The sequence below is a fragment of the Mycobacterium sp. IDR2000157661 genome (assembly GCF_022317005.1).
Classification (GTDB): Bacteria; Actinomycetota; Actinomycetes; order Mycobacteriales; family Mycobacteriaceae; genus Mycobacterium.
This window is the reverse complement of the sequence record NZ_CP081006.1, coordinates 2767154-2786011: the sequence shown is the minus strand read 5'-3', so window position 1 is coordinate 2786011 and position 18858 is coordinate 2767154. Positions and strand designations below refer to the sequence as shown.

Annotated in this window: 16 protein-coding genes; 7 read left to right on the top strand and 9 right to left on the bottom strand. The window is 69.5% G+C overall.

Features of this window, described 5'->3' with window-relative positions; genetic code table 11:
- The first annotated feature begins 13 nt into the window (after positions 1–13).
- Complete coding sequence (locus tag K3G64_RS14780; protein WP_238885326.1) at positions 14–412, top strand: YybH family protein; 399 nt, start codon at positions 14–16, stop codon at positions 410–412.
- A gap of 69 nt (positions 413–481) precedes the next feature.
- A complete protein-coding gene (locus tag K3G64_RS14775; RefSeq protein WP_238885324.1) occupies positions 482–985 on the top strand; it encodes a hypothetical protein in 504 nt (167 codons plus the stop codon).
- On the opposite strand, the gene K3G64_RS14770 is transcribed toward K3G64_RS14775, so the two are convergent.
- The gene (locus tag K3G64_RS14770; protein WP_238885322.1) at positions 982–1950 is read right to left on the bottom strand and encodes a proline dehydrogenase family protein; all 969 of its coding nucleotides are present in this window, start codon (positions 1948–1950) and stop codon (positions 982–984) included. The genes K3G64_RS14775 and K3G64_RS14770 overlap by 4 nt on opposite strands.
- Before the next feature lies 1 nt (position 1951).
- On the bottom strand, positions 1952–3574 hold the full coding sequence (gene pruA / locus K3G64_RS14765; RefSeq protein WP_238885321.1) for an L-glutamate gamma-semialdehyde dehydrogenase: 1623 nt from the start codon (positions 3572–3574) through the stop codon (positions 1952–1954).
- An 82-nt stretch (positions 3575–3656) separates the two neighbouring features.
- On the opposite strand from pruA, the gene K3G64_RS14760 reads away from it, so the two are divergent.
- On the top strand, positions 3657–5228 hold the full coding sequence (locus K3G64_RS14760; protein WP_238885319.1) for a PucR family transcriptional regulator: 1572 nt from the start codon (positions 3657–3659) through the stop codon (positions 5226–5228).
- Here the strand turns inward: K3G64_RS14760 and dapC are convergent.
- The 3 genes from dapC to K3G64_RS14745 all read right to left on the bottom strand — a co-directional run bounded on the left by dapC (position 5223) and on the right by K3G64_RS14745 (position 9822).
- Entirely contained in the window at positions 5223–6344 is a 1122-nt protein-coding gene (dapC, locus tag K3G64_RS14755; protein ID WP_305071292.1) for a succinyldiaminopimelate transaminase, read from the bottom strand. The genes K3G64_RS14760 and dapC overlap by 6 nt on opposite strands.
- Positions 6341–6664 (bottom strand): ferredoxin, encoded by a 324-nt coding sequence (gene fdxA / locus K3G64_RS14750; RefSeq protein WP_238885317.1) that lies wholly within the window; start codon positions 6662–6664, stop codon positions 6341–6343. Before fdxA ends, dapC begins: the two co-directional genes overlap by 4 nt.
- A 578-nt stretch (positions 6665–7242) precedes the next feature.
- Positions 7243–9822: a bifunctional FO biosynthesis protein CofGH gene (locus K3G64_RS14745; RefSeq protein ID WP_238885315.1), complete on the bottom strand. Its 2580-nt coding sequence runs from the start codon at positions 9820–9822 to the stop codon at positions 7243–7245.
- 219 nt (positions 9823–10041) lie between these two features.
- Here K3G64_RS14745 and K3G64_RS14740 point away from each other — a divergent pair, with 219 nt between their 5' ends.
- Positions 10042–11085 carry a hypothetical protein gene (locus K3G64_RS14740; protein WP_238885313.1) on the top strand — a complete coding sequence of 348 codons (1044 nt, stop codon included), beginning with the start codon at positions 10042–10044 and terminating at the stop codon, positions 11083–11085.
- 3 nt (positions 11086–11088) lie between these two features.
- Here K3G64_RS14740 and K3G64_RS14735 read toward each other — a convergent pair whose 3' ends face one another.
- Together K3G64_RS14735 and mshB are read right to left on the bottom strand one after the other, a co-directional pair.
- Positions 11089–11511, bottom strand: coding sequence for a hypothetical protein (locus K3G64_RS14735; RefSeq protein WP_370646943.1), 423 nt, complete (start codon positions 11509–11511; stop codon positions 11089–11091).
- A gap of 116 nt (positions 11512–11627) precedes the next feature.
- Positions 11628–12521, bottom strand: a complete 894-nt coding sequence (gene mshB, locus K3G64_RS14730; protein WP_238885312.1) for an N-acetyl-1-D-myo-inositol-2-amino-2-deoxy-alpha-D-glucopyranoside deacetylase — start codon at positions 12519–12521, stop codon at positions 11628–11630.
- A gap of 39 nt (positions 12522–12560) precedes the next feature.
- On the opposite strand from mshB, the gene K3G64_RS14725 reads away from it, so the two are divergent.
- Positions 12561–13805: a chloride channel protein gene (locus tag K3G64_RS14725; RefSeq protein WP_238885310.1), complete on the top strand. Its 1245-nt coding sequence runs from the start codon at positions 12561–12563 to the stop codon at positions 13803–13805.
- On the opposite strand, the gene K3G64_RS14720 is transcribed toward K3G64_RS14725, so the two are convergent.
- The gene (locus K3G64_RS14720; RefSeq protein ID WP_238950671.1) at positions 13789–15597 is read right to left on the bottom strand and encodes an ABC transporter family substrate-binding protein; all 1809 of its coding nucleotides are present in this window, start codon (positions 15595–15597) and stop codon (positions 13789–13791) included. The two genes, K3G64_RS14725 and K3G64_RS14720, sit on opposite strands and share 17 nt — an antisense overlap.
- Positions 15598–15689: 92 nt before the next feature.
- Entirely contained in the window at positions 15690–17594 is a 1905-nt protein-coding gene (typA, locus tag K3G64_RS14715) for a translational GTPase TypA (RefSeq protein ID WP_238885308.1), read from the bottom strand.
- Between the two features lie 55 nt (positions 17595–17649).
- Here typA and K3G64_RS14710 point away from each other — a divergent pair, with 55 nt between their 5' ends.
- Positions 17650–17817 carry a hypothetical protein gene (locus tag K3G64_RS14710; protein WP_238885306.1) on the top strand — a complete coding sequence of 56 codons (168 nt, stop codon included), beginning with the start codon at positions 17650–17652 and terminating at the stop codon, positions 17815–17817.
- Between the two features lie 49 nt (positions 17818–17866).
- Positions 17867–18853, top strand: coding sequence for an L-lactate dehydrogenase (locus K3G64_RS14705; protein WP_238885304.1), 987 nt, complete (start codon positions 17867–17869; stop codon positions 18851–18853).
- The last annotated feature ends 5 nt before the right edge of the window (positions 18854–18858 follow it).

Below are 18858 nucleotides of genomic sequence, written 5' to 3'. Positions count from 1 at the left end.
GGTCTATTCCTTCATGAGTGACGAAGCAGCCATCCGGGAACTCATCGCCAAGTGGACCGATGCCGTACACACCGGTGATCTGAGTGCTGTTCTGGCCGACCATGATCCGGATATCGTCATGTTCGACGTACCCCCGCCGCACCGCGGCAACCGGGGACTCGAACAGTACCGGCAGTCGTGGCCGCCGTTCTTCGAATGGCAGCGCCAGGGCGCGGTGTTCGAGATCGAGGAACTGCAGGTCACCACAGGTACCGACGTGGCGTTCGCGTGGACGCTGCTGCGCTGCGGCAAGCCCGTCGACCTGGCAGCCGACCCGGACAACCGGCTGCGCCTGACCATCGGATTGCGCAAACGTGACGGGCGCTGGGTCGTTACCCACGAACATCATTCGTTCGCCGATACCAACCCGTGACCGTCTCGTAGCCGGGAGCGGACCGTGTCGCGGGGCGCTACGGCGCTGCGGCCTACTACCGTCCGACTCATGTCTGTCCGTCGACTCCTGGCTGTGCTGCTCGGCACGTCGTGCGTTGCAGCCACCGGCCTTTCGGCGTCGCCGTCGGCCGACGCGGCGGACCCGGGGTGGAACGGGCGCTATCAGATCATCACGTATGCATCGGAGAAGATGGGCACCAGCGTGGCGGCAGCGCAGCGCGAGCCGGACTTCAGCGCGCAATACACACTGGCCACCGACTGCTCGAGCGGCTTGTGCGTGGCCACTGTCGTCGACGGGCCCGCGCCCGGCAATCCGTCCATCCCGCAACCGATCCGGTACACCTGGGACGGGTCACGATGGCAGTACGCCTACAACTGGCAGTGGGAGTGCTTCCGCGGTGACGGGCTGCCCCGCGAGTACGCTCCCGCGCGCTCGCGGGTGTTCTACGCGCCCGACCTCGACGGCACCCTGTTCGGGACGTGGCACACCGAGATCCTGTCCGGGCCGTGCCGCGGCACGGTGGTGATGCCCGTCGGGGCACGCCCGGCTTAGTCCCAGCGCCGGTTCTCGACGAGCGCCCGGCCGAAGAACATCAGGTTCGCGGGCCGCTCGGCGAGCCTGCGGACGAAGTAGCCGTACCACTGCGTGCCGAAGGGCAGGTAGACCCGCACCTGGTGGCCCGCATCGGCCAGCCTGCGCTGTTCGGCGTCGCGGATGCCGTAGAGCATCTGGTACTCCAGATCCGCTCGGCCACGACCGTTCTGGGCGGCGATCGCCGGTACCGCCGCGATGACGGCCGGATCGTGCGAGGCCACCATCGGGTAGCCGCCCCCGGCCATCAGCACCTGCAGGCAGCGCAGGTAGGAGTCGGTCACGTCGTCGCGGTCGCGGTAGGCCACCGATGCGGGTTCGTCGTAGGCGCCCTTACACAACCGGATGCGCGCGCGCGACCCGGCGAAGTCGAGGCAGTCGGCCTCGGTCCGCCGCAGGTAGGCCTGCAGAGCCGCGCCCAGCCAATCGAATTCGGTGCGCAGGTCGCGCACGATCGAGAGGGTGGAATCGGTGGTGGTGTGGTCCTCGGCGTCGACCGTCACCCAGACACCGGCGCGCTGCGCCCGCTCACAGATGACGTGTGCGTTCTCCAGGGCGATCTTGTCCCCGTCACGCGGCAGCGCCTGACCGAGCGCCGACAGCTTCAGCGACACCTCCAAAGGCCGGACATCGGTCGCCGGCTCGTCCCGGCGCGCCAGTGCGCTGAGAAGCTCGAGGTAGGCCCCGACCGTTCGATCCGCGGCCCCGGCGTCGGTGACGTCCTCGCCGAGGTAGTCGATCGAGACCAGCCGTCCCGAATAGCGAAGCGCGGCAACGGAGTCGAGTGCGTCGTCCACCGTGTCACCGGGGACGAACCGGTGCACGACCTCGCGGGTCAGGGGCAGCCGCTCGGCCGCCCGGCGCAGACCCTCGCGTCTGCCTGCGGCCAGAATCATCGGGCGTGCGAACCGCTCGAAGAGGCCCACGTCATGTCTCCATGTGCGGGTAGTCGTGATGGGTAGGCGGCACGAACGTCTCCTTGATCGACCGCGCCGACGTCCACCGCAACAGGTTCAGCGCCGATCCGGCCTTGTCGTTGGTGCCCGAGGCCCGCGACCCGCCGAATGGCTGCTGGCCCACCACGGCGCCGGTGGGCTTGTCGTTGACGTAGAAGTTGCCCGCGGCGTGGCGCAGGCGCCGCTGGGCGGCCAGCACGGCGGCGCGGTCGTCGGCGATCACCGCGCCGGTCAGCGCGTACGCCGCCCCGCTGTCGACGAGGTCCAGGACGCGGTCGTAGTCGTCATCGGGGTAGACGTGCACCGCGAGGATCGGGCCGAAGTATTCGGTGCCGAACGCCTCGTCGGTCGGGTCGTCGGACAGCAGGACCGTTGGCCGAACGAAATAGCCTTCGCTGTCGTCGTACTCACCGCCGACCGCGATCGTCACGTGCGACGCGCTCTTCGCCCGTTCGATGGCCGTGACGTTCTTCGCAAATGCGCGCTGGTCGATGAGGGCGCCACCGAAGTTGGTGAGGTCGGCCACGTCGCCGTACCGCAGCGATTCGGTGGCCGACAGGAAGTCGTCGCCCATCTGCTGCCACACCGAGCGCGGGACGAAGGCCCGCGAGGCGGCCGAGCACTTCTGGCCCTGGTAGTCGAATGCGCCCCGAATCAGCGCAGTGGACAACACTTCCGGACGCGCGCTGCGGTGCGCCACGACGAAGTCCTTGCCGCCCGTCTCCCCTACGAGTCGCGGGTATGTGCGATAGCGGTCGATGCGGGTGCCGACCTCTCGCCACAGGTGCTGGAAGGTCGTCGTCGATCCGGTGAAGTGGATGCCGGCCAGCCGCGGATCGGCCAGCGCCACCTCCGATACGGCGATCCCGTCACCGGTCAGCAGGTTGATGACGCCCGGCGGCAGGCCCGCCGCCTCGAGCAGTTGCATGGTGAGGTATGCGGCGAACGTCTGCGTCGGCGACGGTTTCCACACCACGGTGTTGCCCATGAGCGCGGGCGCAGTCGGCAGGTTGCCGGCGATCGCGGTGAAGTTGAACGGCGTGATGGCGTAGACGAAGCCTTCGAGGGGCCGGTAGTCGGTCCGGTTCCAGACGCCGGGCACGCTGATCGGCTGCTGGGCCAGCAGGACGCGGGCGAAGGCGACGTTGAACCGCCAGAAGTCGATGAGTTCGCATGCCGCGTCGATCTCGGCCTGGTACGCCGACTTCGACTGACCGAGCATGGTCGCCGCGCACAGTCTCTCCCGCCAGGGTCCGGCCAGCAGGTCGGCGGCGCGCAGGAACACCGCGGCGCGCTCGTCGAACGGGGTGTTCTCCCAATCCGCCTTCGCGGCGACCGCGGCCTCGATCGCGGCCGAAGCATCGGCGTGCGTGGCGTTGGCGAGGGTGCCGAGTCGCGCGGTGTGGCGGTGCGGCGCAACCACCGCGACACGGGCGCCGTCACCCATGCGGTGCCTGCCGCCGATCACGTGCGGCAGATCGGTTGCTTCGACCGAGTTCAGGGCCGCGATGAGCCGGGCTCGCTCACCCGAACCGGGCGCGTAGTCACGAACCGGCTCGTTGACCGGCATCGGTACCGCGGTGATGGCATCCATCCACCCAGGATGACCGGACCCGATCGCCAGGACTTTGGCCGTTCGGACAAACCGCTCGGCAGGTGTTAGTAGAATCGGCCGAATGCGAGGTGGCGGCGTCACCCTGGGTCGGCTGCTGCTGGCGCTGGACGCGACGCTGGTCGGGTTGGTGCGGGCGCCGCGCGGCCTGGATGTTCCGGTCGCCTCCGCCGCGCTGATCGACTCCGACGATGTCCGACTGGGCCTGGCGCCCGCGGCCGGGTCGGCCGATGCGTTCTTCCTGCTGGGTCTCACCGATGCCGAGGCGCTGCGCTGGCTTGACCGGCATGCCGGCACGCCCGCGGCCATCTTCGCCAAAGGGCCTTCCGATGCGGTGATCGCGCGGGCGACTGCGGCGGGCATCGCGGTCGTCTCGGTGGATCCGCGGGCTCGCTGGGAGCGGCTGTACCGATTGGTCAACCACGTCTTCGAGCACCACCGCGACCGCGTCGACTCGTGGCAGGACTCCGGCACAGACCTGTTCGCGTTGGCGCAGTCGATCGCCGACCGGGTGCGCGGCATGGTCAGCATCGAGGACGCCCAGTCTCACGTACTGGCGTACTCTCCCTCCAACGACGAGGCCGACGAACTGCGACGGCTCTCGATTCTGGGTCGGGCCGGACCGCCCGAGCATCTCGAATGGCTCAGCCAGTGGGGCATTTTCGACGCTTTGCGCAGCAGCGACGAGGTCGTCCCGGTGGCCGCCCGCCCCGAACTCGGGCTACAGCCCCGGCTCGCCATCGGAATACATCGGGCTGCCGTCGATCGACGTCGGCCACCGGAGTTCGTGGGGACCATCTGGCTGCAGCAGGGCTCTCGGCCACTGTCCGACGATGCCGGTGAGATCCTGCGCGGCGCCGCGGTACTGGCGGCGCGGATCATGTCGCGACTGGCGACGGCCCCCTCCACTCACACGTTGCGGGCACAGGAGGTGCTGGGCCTGACCGACGGAGAAGTCGATGTCGCGGCGGCCGCTCGCGAACTCGGTGTCGTCGCCGACGGCAGGGCCGCGGTGATCGGATTCGACACCCCCGCCGAGCATGGCCGTCTCGCCGACGTCCTGGCCCTGAGCGCCAGCGCTTTTCGCAGCGACGCCTCGGTCGTCTCCGACGGATCGCGGGTGTATGTGCTGCTGCCCCAGACCAACCGCACCGCCTCAGTGACTTCGTGGTTGCGCGGTACGGTCGCTACCCTGCACGCCGAACTCGGCGTGGCGCTGCGGGCCGTGATCGCGGCGCCGGTGGCGGGTCTGGGCGCTGCGGCATCCGCCCGCGTGGAGGTGGACCGGGTGCTGGACAGTGCCGAGCGCCACCCCGTCGCGTTCGGCGAGGTGACGTCGGTGGCCGAAGCCCGAACCGCGGTGCTGATCGACGAGATCGTGACAATGATGAGCGCCAACGAACGGCTGTTGGACCCGAGGGTGCGCGAATTGCGGGACCATGAACCGACACTGGCCGATACATTGCAGGCCTACCTCGACGGGTTCGGTGACGTCGCCGCCGTGGCGGGCCGACTGCATGTGCACCCCAACACCGTTCGCTATCGCGTGCGCCGCGCCGAACAGCTGTTGTCGACCTCGCTCACAGACCCCGACGTGCGGCTGCTGCTGTCGTTGAGCTTGCGCGCGACGTCATGACGACAAGCGTTGCGCCGCAGCGGCGATCCGCTCGTCGTTCGCGGTCAGCGCGACACGAACATGCTCGCCGCCCCGGGGTCCGTAGAAGTCGCCGGGCGCGACCAGGATCCCGAAGCTGGCCAGCCAGGCCACCGTCTCCCGGCACGGCTCACCGCGCGTCGCCCAGACATACAGCCCGGCCTCGGAGTCGTCGACCGTCAGGCCGACCGAACGCAGGGCGGGCAGCAGCGCATCGCGTCGCCGCGCATAGCGGGCGCGCTGGCGGCGTTCGTGTTCGTCGTCGTCCAGCGCGGCGACCATCGCGGCCTGCACGGGCGTCGGCACCATCATCCCCGCGTGCTTGCGCACGGCCAGCAACTCGGCGATCACGGCCGCGTCGCCGGCCACGAAACCCGCCCGGTAGCCCGCCAGCGACGACGTCTTCGACAGTGAGTGCACGGCCAACAGGCCGGTGTGGTCACCGTCGCAGACCGTGGGGTGCAGCACCGACAGCGGGTCGGCGTCCCAGCCCAGGCCCAGATAGCACTCGTCGGAGGCCACCACGACACCTCGATCGCGGGCCCAGCCGACGACCTTGCGCAGATGGTCGACGCCGAGCACCTTGCCGGTCGGGTTGCTGGGCGAGTTGAGGTAGACCAGCGCCGGTGTCTGCGGACCGAGTTGGGTCAGCGAGTCGGCCCGGACCACCTGCGCACCGGCCAGCTGCGCGCCCACTTCGTATGTCGGGTAGGCGAGTTCGGGCACCACGACGACGTCCTCGGCGCCCAGTCCGAGCAGCGTCGGCAGCCACGCGATGAGCTCCTTGGTGCCGATGACGGGCAGCACAGCCTCATTCGGCACGCCGGTGACGCCGTAGCGCCTGGCCAAAGCGGTCACGGCCGACTCCCGCAACGCGGGGGTGCCGGCTGTCGCCGGGTAACCCGGCGACCCGCTGGCCGCCGCGAGAGCGTCGCGGATCACCGGCGCGACCGGGTCCACGGGGGTGCCCACGGACAGGTCGACGATGCCGTCGGGGTGCGCTCGGGCGAGCGCGGTCACCTCGGCCAGGGTGTCCCACGGGAACACCGGCAGCGAAGCGCTACGTGGCTGCCGAAGCTCTTGACGAGCCGTCGTCAGTCCTCACCTTGCGGCGGCATGCTCTTGACCGGCTCGGGGTCGTTGTCGGTCTGGCCCACCTTCGACGCGCCGCCGGGCGAGCCGAGTTCGGCGAAGAAGTCGGCGTTGATCTGCGTGTAGCCGCTCCACTGGTCGGGAACGTCGTCCTCGTAGTAGATGGCTTCGACCGGGCACACCGGTTCGCAGGCACCGCAGTCCACGCATTCGTCCGGGTGGATGTACAGCATGCGTGCGCCCTCGTAGATGCAGTCGACAGGGCACTCTTCGATACACGCCTTGTCTTTGATGTCGACGCAGGGTTCGGCAATCGTGTACGTCACAAGGTCTCCCTTATCTCCTGTCCGGTGGGCTGCCGTCCGGCAGGGCCGCTGAGCCCGTCGGCCAGTATCCGTTGTCGATACCTGGACGGCCGTCTCAGTGTGCCCTAACTCCACGCCGCCCGGTTAAGGGTGGCGCGTGGTTACAGATACTAAACGTCGCACATACAGCACCACCAGGGACACCCCTGCGCGCGAGCGTGCAACCCCCTCTTGCGCGAGCGTGCGCGTCTGTACACGACACGCCGCTCGAAATCAGCAGTTCCCGCACCTTCAACCGGTCCGAGCGTGCGACAGGTGTCGACAGGGGCTATCCCGCCGACATCGGAGGAGGCGTGGGCGCAGAAGCACACCCGTTGGCGGCGGTGATGGCGGCGGCCGCCACAAAGTGGCCCCGGTCTGTGGCAACGGAACCGCCCGCCCGATCCCGGCGCCCACTCAGCCTCCTCAGCCGGCGGAGCCATGCAGTCACTTCCGTTCCAGACTCCGGCCGACACGCTGCCGGATGCGACGACCGTGCGCAAAGTGCTGCATGAATCGCGCGTGTCGTCTGCAAACTCGCACGCTCGCGCAAGAGGGGGCTAGGCGGCCAGCGGCGCGTAGGTCGTGGAGCGCTGGCGCGCCGGGCGGCCGATGCCCTCGGCGATCGCCGTCAGTTCCTCGACGCTCTTGGCCGAGCCGTTCTCCGAGCCGGCCATCCGCGAGATGGTCTCCTCCATCAGCGTGCCGCCGAGGTCGTTGGCGCCGCCGTTGAGCATCACCTGGGTGCGCTCGACGCCGAGCTTGACCCAGCTGGTCTGGATGTTGGCGATCCTGTCGTGCAGCATGATGCGCGCGAGGGCATGCACGGCGCGGTTGTCGCGGTGCGTCGGGCCGGGCCTGGCGCCCCCGGCCAGGTACAGCGGCGAGCTCTGATGCACGAACGGCAGCGGCACGAACTCAGTGAATCCGCCTGTGCGGTCTTGGATCTCGCGCAGCACCCGCAGATGGCCGACCCAGTGGCGCGGGTGGTCGACATGCCCGTACATCATCGTCGAGCTCGACCGCAGGCCGACGTCGTGCGCGGTCGTCACCACGTCGATCCACATCGACGTGGGCAGCTTGCCCTTGGTCAGCACCCAACGCACCTCGTCGTCGAGGATCTCCGCTGCGGTGCCGGGGATGGAGTCCAGCCCGGCTTCACGCAGGCTGATCAGCCACTCGCGGATCGACAGGCCGCTGCGGGTGACACCGTTGGCGATCTCCATCGGCGAGAAGGCGTGCACGTGCATCGACGGCACGCGGGCCTTGACCGCCCGAACCAGGTCGGCGTAGCCGGTGACGGGCAGTTCGGGATCGATGCCGCCCTGCATGCACACCTCGGTCGCCCCCGACACGTGCGCCTCCCACGCCCGGTCGGCGACGTCGTCGACCGACAGCGAATAGGCGTCCGCGTCACCCTTGCGTTGCGCGAACGCACAGAACCGGCAGCCGGTGTAGCAGATGTTGGTGAAGTTGATGTTGCGGTTGACCACGTAGGTGACGTCATCGCCGACGGTATCGCGGCGCAACGAGTCGGCCAGCGCGGCAACGGCGTCCAGCGCCGGCCCGTCGGCAGCGGCCAGCGCCAGGTACTCGTCGTCGGTCAGCCCCGCCGGGTCGGCTTCGGCCGCGCGCAACGCCGCCAGCACATCGGTGTCGACGCGTTCGGGTGCCCGTGCCGCCAACTCACCGACCTTCTCGCGGATCGACTCCCAGTCGCCGAAGGCGCTGCCGAGGTCGCTGCGGGTCTCGGTCAGCCGACCCTCTGCGTCGATCGCCGAATGTAAGTCAGTGCGCCCCAACGACTCCCACGCTTCATCCGGCTCCTGCCACGGCCGGCCCACGGGGTTGACGTCGACCGCGTATCCGGTGTCGGGGTCGGCCAGCGCGTCGACGTGGCCGCGCACCCGCGGATCGATCCAGGCCGCTCCCGCCTGCACGTACTGTGGCTGCGCCGTCAGTCGTTGGACCAGGTCGTAGCCGGCCTCGGCGGTGACCGCCGACAACTCGTCGAGGGCGGGCCACGGCCGCTCGGGGTTGACGTGGTCGGGCGTCAGCGGCGAGACGCCACCCCAGTCGTCGACGCCCGCGCCGATCAGGGCGAGACATTCGGAGCGTGAGACCAGGTTCGGCGGCGCCTGGATCCGCATCTTCGGCCCCATCACCAGCCGGGTGACCGCCACCGTCGCCAGGAAGTCCTCGAAGCCCGCATCCGGCGTCGCGGCCATCGCGGTGTGATCCTTGGCGCGAAAGTTCTGCACGATCACTTCCTGGACATGCCCGAACTCCTTGTGTGACCGGCGGATCGCGTGGATGGTCTCGGCGCGTTCGGGCAGCGTCTCGCCGATCCCGACCAGCAGGCCGGTGGTGAACGGGATCGACAGCCGGCCCGCGTCGGCCAGGGTGCGCAGCCGGACCGCCGGATCCTTGTCCGGGCTGCCGTGGTGCACCAGTCCCCTGGTCTCGAACAGCCGCCGCGACGTGGTCTCGAGCATCATGCCCATCGACGGTGCGACCGGCTTGAGCCGCGACAGCTCCGACCAGCTCATCACACCCGGATTCAGGTGCGGCAGCAGACCCGTCTCCTCGAGCACGCGGATGGCCATGGCCCGCACGTAGTCAAGCGTCGAGTCGTAGCCGCGCTCGTCGAGCCACTGCCGCGCCTCGTCCCAGCGGGCCTCGGGCCGGTCACCGAGCGTGAACAAGGCTTCCTTGCAACCCATTTCGGCGCCTCGGCGTGCGACGTCGAGTATCTCGTCGGGCTCGAGGTACATGCCGCGACCCTCGGCGCGCAGCCGCCCGGGAACGGTGACGAACGTGCAGTAGTGGCACTTGTCGCGGCACAGGTGCGTGACGGGGATGAACACCTTTCGCGAATAGCTGATCGGCAATCGGCCGGCGGCCCCGCGGCGCCCGGCGGCCTGCAGACCCGCGTCGCGGACCCGCGCCGCGCTGGCACACAGGTCGGCGAGGTCGTCGCCGCGGGCCGTCATCGCGAGCGCGGCTTCCTCGACGTTGAGGGCGACCCCGTCGCGCGCTCGGCGCAGCACGCGCCGCAGCCCGGAAGGGGACCCCGCCGGAGCTTTCCGTGGGACCACCGGGCTGGGCAGGTCGGCGTCGCGCCGGGGGTTCAGAGCCACTCCCGTGTAACCCCGAGGTACTCCGGATTCATCCGCGCGTCTCACATCCTGAAACGAACTGCGCGCGCCATGCGCCTGCCATACGCGTCACCCTAGTCCCAGCAGGCCTGGCCTGTGCGAGCCCGTTCATCGATCGGTCGAGTAAATCGCACCGCGACGCCTGACCTGCGAGTACGTTTGCGGACACGGCCGAGACGCGGCTACCGGAGGTGCATTGTCATGGGTAACCGCATCCGCTCGTGCCTGGTGGTCGGCGTCGCGATGGCGACGGCCGTCGCGGTTGCGGTGCTGCCTCCCCAGTCCGACCGGCGATCCGGACCGGCGGCCACGCCGACGGCATCCGTGCGGGTTCTCTCGACGCCCGTTCAGCTCACCGCCGCCGTCGAACAAGCCGCGCAGCCGACGGCGCTTCCCAACCTTCTCGTCGACTGGTTCGAGCGCATCGTCATTCCGCCCAGCGCGGGCCAGCCGATCCCGCAGCCGGACTTCCCGCCGGTCGTCGGCGGTACCTCGATCGGCAGCGCGATCATCAACACCTACAACGCCATCGAGCCGTGGGTGCAGTACGGATTCGAGCTCGCCACCTACGCGGTCGGCTGGGTGCCCTACGTCGGCTGGCTGTCCGGCCAGATCATGATCTTCTACTTCTTCGGCGAGCGGATCACCCGCAGCATCGCCTACAACGTCGCTTACTGGCTCGACGGGAACATCAGCTTCGGTCAGGGCCTCATCAACGTCGCCATCGACACCATCAACTCCTTCATCCAGCTCGGCATCGACCAGTGGAACTTCTGGCTGCCGCCGCTGCCTCCGCTGCCGCCTTTCCCCCTGGCTGCCGAACCCGGAACCGCGGAGACGACCGCGATGTCCGCGGAAGAGGGAGCCGAGGAATTTCCGGCGGTGGACTCCAAGGAGAGTGAGTCGACCGAGACTCCGCCCCAGGAACCACCCGTTCAGCGATTGATGGTCGACGAGCCCGCGGTGGAGCAAACGGTCACCGATGGCGAGGAACCGTCGACCGAGGAGCCGACGACGGACACTTTGGGTGCGGTGTCCGCACAGGGCGAGGTCCGTGCGCCGGTGACCGCGCCGGAGGAGGATCCGGCCGATACCGCGCTGTCGACCGAAAACGACACCACGCAGGTCGAGGAACTCGAGGAAGAGGTGGGGAACCCTACCGAGTTCGCCGAGGCACCGTCGTCGGTTGATGACGCTTCGGGCAGCACACCGTCCGAGGTGGACGGCGAGTCGGGAGTCGAGTAGCGCTCAGGCGTTGGCGTACCGGTACAAGACAAGCGCCGGCGGTAGCGCACCGAGTCCGATGAGCAGGAACGCGGCGTAGGCCATGACGCCGCTGCCGCCGAAGACCACGTCGTCTCCGGGGCCGGCGAGCGACAGCACCGCAACGGTCAGCAACCACGACCACAGCGGCAGCGACGCCACCCGCGGCGCCGACGTCCAGTGCAGCGCGGCCCACACCAGCGCCGCATTGACCAGGCCCGCGATCAGCGCAGAGATGGGAAAGGGAATCGTTCCGATACGCAAAGGCAGGAAGAGCGCGGTCGCGATCGCGCAGAGCACACCGTCGAGCGTGAGTAGCGCCAATACCGCCACCCGCCGACCGTCGGTCGCGGGCCGGTTCAGGTCGGGATGCTGTCGAGCAATCCGGTGATCGAACCGATCACCCACTGCAGGCTGTCGAGCCGGTCCTGCCAGTGCTGCAGGTTGGGATCGAGATCCGGGTCCATGTGCCGTCCCTTCCGCTTGCCGCCGACTGCACGGAAGCTTACCCCGCGGCACAGGCGCTAATCGAGGTTCAGGCCGGCCAGCAGATCCGTTTCCCAGCCGCGGGCGTCGCGGGCGCCCGCAGCGCCGGACACCAGAATGTAGTGCTCGACCGCGCCGATCGGCAGCGCGATGTTGTTCGACAGCGCGCAGGACCGTCCGTCCGGCGCGACGCTGACCTGGGTGGCGTGCGCCCGCAGCGCGGCGACCTTGGCGGACAACTGATCCGGCGCGTCGACGACCGCATCGATCTTGTCATCGGGATAACCGAACGGCAGGTCGTCGGCGCTCACCCTCGTCCATTCGGCGGGCACGTCCCCCATGGCCTCGAACCCGCCGGCCATCGCCGACTTCGACATCACCGTCCAGTACACCTTCGGCACCGCCCATGGGTCGCCCGGTTCGGTGGCCGCGGCCTCGACAGCGGCCATCGTCACCCGGTGAGCGTGGATGTGGTCGGGGTGCCCGTAGCCACCGTCGGGGTCATAGGTGACCACGACGTGGGGGCGCAGCCGACGGATGACCGCCACGAGCGCGCCGACCGCCTCCTCGGGGTCGGCATCGATGAATCGCAGGTGGTGCCGTGGCGGCGTCCCCGCCATGCCTGAGTCGCGCCACCGGCCTGCGCCGCCGAGGTACAGCGGCTCGTCGACGCCCAGCGCGTCGAGCGCGGCGGTCAGCTCGGCGATGCGGTAACCGCCGAGCTGGTCGGCCGCGCCGACAGCCAGATGCGCCCACCGCTGCCCGATCACCTCGCCCTCCTCGCCGAGGGTGCACGTCACGACGCACACCTGCGCTCCGCGTGCGGCGTAGTGCGCGATCGTCGCGCCGGTCGTCAGCGTCTCGTCGTCGGGATGGGCGTGCACGAACAACAGCCGGCCGACGGCGGCGCCGTCAATCTCAGGGGTGTCCATTCCCACCAGCTTGCCGGTTGCCTGACATAGATTCACCTGGTGTCCCGGCGCACCGTCGAATTCGGCAGTGCGATCGTCATCATCGGCCTGCTCGCCGGTGTGGCGGGTGCCGCCACGACGCTGCTGCTTCACGCCGTCGAACACCTCACGTACCACTACTCGTTCGGCACGCTGCTGGACGGTGTCGGAGCCAGCAGTCCGGTCCGCCGGGCGCTCGGGCCGATGACCGGCGGGGCTCTGGCCGGTCTCGGGTGGTGGCTGCTGCGGCGGCGCAGCGAGGTGCCGCAGCTGTCATCGGCGATCGCGGACCCGCGACCGCTGCCGCGGATTCCGCTGTCCATCGACGCCGCGCTGCAGGTGCTGCTCGTGGGGGCGGGCGCATCGCTGGGCCGGGAGGGAGCGCCCCGCCAACTCGCCGCGGCCATGAGCGACTTCGGCACGTCGCGTCTGGCGCTGACGCCACGGGACCGCGAGATCCTGCTGGCCTGCGCGGCGGGCGCCGGCCTGGGCGCGGTCTACAGCGTGCCGCTCGGCGGCGCCTTGTTCACCGTCCAGATCCTGCTGCGCACCTGGCATCCGCGTGTGGTCGGCGCCGCATTGATCACGTCGAGCCTCGCGGTCGCCGTCGCGTCGCCCGTCACCCACCTCGAGCATGCGCTGACCTGGCCCGAGGCCCGGCTGTCGTATCTGTTCGTGTTCCTGGCGCTCGCACTCGCCCCGTTGGCCGCGGCCGTCGGTCTGGTGTTCGACCGGCTGACGGCGGCGGCCCGACCGCACGTGCAGCTTCGCTCGGGGCTCCTGGTCCCGGCCATCGCGACGGCCGGCCTGGCGACGGGGATCTGCTCGATCTGGTGGCCGGAACTGCCCGGCAACGGACGCAGCATCCTGACTGTGAGCGTCAACAGCGAGCTGACCCTGGGCGCGGCGGCGATGATCCTGCTGCTCAAACCGCTGCTGACCGCGCTGTTCCTGCGCGCGGGCGCGGTCGGCGGTTTGCTGACCCCTGCGCTGGCGACGGGGGCGGCGGCGGGTTCGGTCGTGGCGCTGACCCTCAATCACTGGGCCGGCACGGACCTCGACGTGTCGGCGGTGTCGCTGACGTGCGCGGCCGGCGTGCTGGCCATCACGCAGCGAGCGCCGGCGTTCGCGGCACTGTTCGTCTGGGAACTGGCCCACCCGCCGTACTGGCTGCTGATCGTGTTCGCGGTCGCCGCATACGCGGCGCACGCTCTTCGGGTGGCGCGCGAACGCAACGCCCCGCTGCGGTCTACTGCCGAGTCTTGACCCACCGGCCCGCGTCACCGACGATGCCGACCGGCACCGCGCCCGACAGGCTCACGTTCTGCACACTCGGGCCGGCGGCCACGATTGTGGTGTCCTGCAGGATCGGCAGCACGGTGGCCATGTTCCACAGCCGCGGTTCGACGGCGGTGATGACGTCGGCGATGTCCTGCGAACCGTCCAGAGCCGCATCGATTTTGGGCTGGATGCTGCGGTCGCAGATCCCGGTGATGTTGCTCGGCGCCTGCACCAGTTGGTCGCCGTCGGTGGCCGGACTCGGCGTGGTGGCGGTCGGCGTGAGCAGCGGGGTCGGCCGTGGACCCGGGCGCGGCGTGGTCGGCGCGGGGGTTCCCGGTGTGGCCGTCGGCACAGGCGTCGCCTCCAGTGCCCGGCAGCCGTAGCGCGACGCCAGCGCGGTGGCCAGGTCGCCACCCGCCTGGTTCCAGCCGACCACGGCGTCGACCTGGTTGTTGGCCAGCGCCTCGCCGTAGAGGACCACCGGGTCGAGGGCCACCACCGACGCGGTGATGCCGACGTTGCGGAGTTGATCTGCTGCGGTGTTGGCCACCGCCACCGACGTGGGGTCGTTGGCCGCCACGCCGATCCGCAACGTCAGGGGCATGCCGTCCTTGGTGATGCGGCCGCGATCGCCTTGCGCCGGCGGGAGGCCCGGCGTCGGCGGCGCAGCAGTCACCGGTTCGAACACGTAACCGCTTTCGGCCAGCAGGCCGAGGGCGTCCTCCTTGGCCATCGCGGGCGGCGCCGTCGGCACATAGCCCGGATCCGACGGCGAGCGCACCTGGGCCTGCGCCAGCGTGACGGTGTTGTCGTCACCAGCGCCAACCGCGGCGAGCAGATCGACGTCGAGCAGGCCCAGGATGGCCTTGCGCACCGCGGTGTCGGCCAGCGCAGGCTGCCGCGCGCGCAGGGTCAGCCGCATGACGCGGGGGGTGACGATCCGCGCGGTCCGCACGTCGGGAATGGCCGACAGCTGGGCGAAGGCCGCCGCCCCGCCGTGCACCTGGGCCACCTGGGTGTCTCCGTTGCGGATGGAGTCGGCCAGCGCCGCGGAATCCCCGCCGCGCCGCAGCAACACCAGATCGGGCTTGGCGGGCGCTCCCCAGTAGCGGTCGTTGCGGGCCAGCAGGATCTCGTCACGCTGCGGGTCGATGTTCTCCACCCGGAACTGGCCGCCGGTCACCGGCAGCGCCCGCGCCAGCCCCGCGGCGAACCCGCCGGGCACGTCCTTGACGATGTGAGCGGGCAGGATGTCGTTGAACAGCTGGCGCCAGGCCGGGTAGGGCTGAGAGAAGGTCACCACCGCGGTCTTGCCGCCCTCCACCGACTGCACGCCGGTGATCAGGTCGTACCCGGCCGGGTCGACGACGCCGGGCTGGCTCACCATCTGCTGCCAGAGGTACCAGAAGTCGTCGGCGCCGATGGGCGCGTTGTCGGTCCAGGACGCCTCGGGCCGGATCCGGTAGGTGACCGTGAATGGGTCGGTGTCGGTCACCTCCGCCGACTCCAGCAGCGTCGTGTCGATCTCCCAGCGCGACCCCGTCGGGGTGTTCGGATCCGGTATCGGCCGAAACGAACTGGGCAGCACCAGCGAGCTGATCGCCGCGTTGACCGGCGACTGGTCCGATAGCAGGTGCGGGTTGAACCCCGGACCGATCCAGTCGATGGCCATGATGATCTGCGTGGGCTTCATCGGAGGGGGCGGCGGGGACTCCGAGGTGTCCGTGCTCTGCGGGGCGGGCGGCGGGCTGACCGTGCACGCCGTCAACAGGGTCATCAGCGCAAACAGCGCAGCGACGATGCGAAGGGGCCCGGACACGCCATTCAGGGTATCGGCCGCCGGACCCGCCCCGGCGGCAACAGTTGGCCCTATGAGCTCTGCGCCTTGGCGCGAGCCTTGGCCCGGGCCCGCAGACTGGCCGTCAACTCCACCTTGCGGACCCGCACAACTTCCGGCGTGACCTCGACACATTCGTCGACCGCGCAGAACTCCATCGCCTGCTCGAGGTCGAGCTGGAGCGGCCGAGCCAACGTCTCGATCACATCGGCGGTCGACGACCGCATGTTCGTGAGCTTCTTCTCCCGAGTGACGTTGACGTCGAGGTCCTCGGCGCGCGGGTTGATGCCGACGACCTGCCCCTCGTAGGTGTCCTGGCCCGGTTCGACGAAGAACTGGCCGCGGTCGGCGAGTTGGATCATCGCGAACGGGGTGATCGAACCCGAGCGGTCGGAGACCAGCGAGCCGGTGTGCCGGGCGCGGATCTCACCCGCCCACGGCCGGTAACCGTCGAACACCGCGTTGGCGATGCCGGTGCCGCGGGTCAACGTCAGAAAATCCGTGCGGAAGCCGATGAGCCCGCGGCTGGGCACGATGAAGTCCATCCGCACCCAGCCGGCGGCGTGGTTGGCCATCTCCTCCATCCGCCCCTTGCGCGCGGCCATCAGCTGGGTGATGGCGCCGACGTACTCCTCGGGGCAGTCGATGGTCATCGCCTCGAACGGCTCGTGCAACTTGCCGTCGATGGTGCGCGTGACCACTTGTGGCTTGCCGACGGTCAGCTCGAACCCCTCGCGGCGCATCTGCTCGACGAGCACGGCCAGCGCCAGCTCACCACGGCCCTGCACCTCCCAGGCGTCGGGCCTGCCGATGTCGATGACGCGGATGGAGACATTGCCGACCAACTCCTGCTCCAGCCGGGACTTCACCATTCGCGCGGTCAGTTTGTGGCCGGAGACCTTGCCGGCAAGCGGCGAGGTGTTGGTGCCGATCGTCACCGAGATCGCCGGCTCGTCGACGGTGATGCGAGGCAGCGCGTGCGCATGATCCGGGTCGGCGAGCGTGTCACCGATCATGATGTCGGGCATGCCGGCAACGGCGACGATGTCGCCGGCGATCGCCTCCTGCGTGGGCTTACGGTCGACGCCCTCGGTGGCCAGCAGTTCGGTGATCTTGGCGCTGGTGACGACGGGAAGCCCGTCGACCTCCCGCATCCATGCCACCTGCTGACCCTTGCGCAGCCTCCCGTTGTAGATGCGGATCAGCGCCAGACGGCCCAGGAACGCGGATGCATCGAGGTTGGTGACCAGCGCCTGCAGGGGCGCTTCCGGGTCGCCGCTCGGTGGTGGGATGTGGTCGAGCAGCACGTCGAACAGCGGGTCGAGGTTGTCGCCCTCGGGGACCTCGCCGTCGCCGGGCGCAGTGGTGGTGGCGACACCGGCGCGTCCCGAGGCGAACAGCGTCGGCAACCCCAGCGCATGCTCGGCGGCCTGCTGTGCCTCCGGGTCGAGGTCGGAGGCGACGTCCAGCAGCAGGTCATGGCTGTCGGAGACCACCTCGCCGATCCGGGCGTCGGGCCGGTCGGTCTTGTTGACCACCAGGATGACGGGCAGATGCGCCGCGAGCGCCTTGCGCAACACGAAGCGGGTCTGCGGCAGCGGCCCTTCGGATGCGTCCACCAGCAGCAGCACGCCGTCGACCATGGACAGCCCGCGCTCGACCTCGCCGCCGAAGTCGGCGTGGCCGGGGGTGTCGATGACATTGATGACCGTCACGCGGCCATCGGCGTGGTGGCGGTGCACCGCGGTGTTCTTGGCGAGAATGGTGATGCCCTTCTCGCGCTCGAGATCACCGGAGTCCATGATGCGCTCGGTGGTGTCGTCACCACGGTGCGTGAGGGCGCCTGATTGGCGCAGCATCGCGTCGACCAGGGTCGTCTTCCCATGGTCGACGTGTGCCACGATGGCGACGTTTCTAAAATCGGGCGCGAATTCCACGCCCGAATCATCCCAGTGCAGTCGGCTGAACACGAAAACGAGAGACGCCCGTCACTTGAAGCCCAGCAAGCTTGCCGAGCTCAAGGCGAAGAAGAAGTGTTGTCGCAGCAAGCCACGCTGCAAGCGATGCCCGGTGGTCCTCCATCAGGTCCGCAAGGCGGAGCTCAACGGCAAGCGCGGCAAAGAGCTGACCAAGGTGTTCAAGCGGGCGCGGCGCACATAGCCGGACACGGCGCAGTCCCGCCGCCCGGGGGCGGCGGTAGTCTGGGGCCATGTCAACTGCGCCGCAACGGTTTTCCGCGACCGCCACAGAGCGCAGGAGGGTCGCGGTCATCGGAGCGGGCAGTGTCGGAACCGCGGTCGCCTACGCGTGCCTGATCCGCGGGTCCGCCGGTGCGCTGGCGCTTTACGACGTCAACGCCGACAAAGTGCGCTCCGAGGTGCTCGACCTGAACCACGGCAGGCAGTTCGTTCCGCACTGCACCGTCGAGGGCTCCGACGACATCGCCGTGATCGCAGGTTCGGCGGTCGTGGTGGTCACCGCCGGGGCCAAGCAGCATCCCGGTCAGAGCCGGCTGGATCTGGCGGGCAACAACGTCGCGATGGCGCGCGATTTGACGCCGCAGGTCCTCGAGCACGCCCCTGACGCGGTCATCGTGGTGGTGACCAACCCGGTCGACGTCGTCACCTACGCGGTCGCGCGAACCGCCGACGGCGCCCCGGCGCGGGTGTTCGGTTCGGGAACCGTTCTCGACTCGGGCCGCTTCCGGTTCCTCATCGCCGAACGGGCGAACGTGAACGTGGGCAACGTGCACGCGGTGATCGTCGGCGAACACGGCGACTCGGAGATTCCGCTGTGGTCCAGCGTGTCGATCGGGGGGCTACCGGCCGACCGGTTCCGCACGGCTGACGGCACAGCCGTCTTCGACCCCGCGACCCGCCAAGAGATCTCGGCCGACGTGGTCAACGCCGCCTACCAGATCATCGCCGGAAAGGGCGCCACCAACCTGGCGATCGGGCTGTCCGCGGCCCGCATCGTCGAAGCGGTCCTCGGCGATCAGCACCGGATCATGCCGGTGTCGACGGTTCAGCGGGGCGCCTACGGCATCAGTGGCGTAGCTCTTTCGCTGCCCACGGTGGTGTCCGCCGGCGGCGCGGGCCAGGTGCTCGAAGTACCGTTGTCCACCGCCGAACTCGACGGACTGCGGGAATCGGCCACGGCGTTGCGCGCGGTGGCCGAATCGTTGGGCCTGTCCTGAGGGCC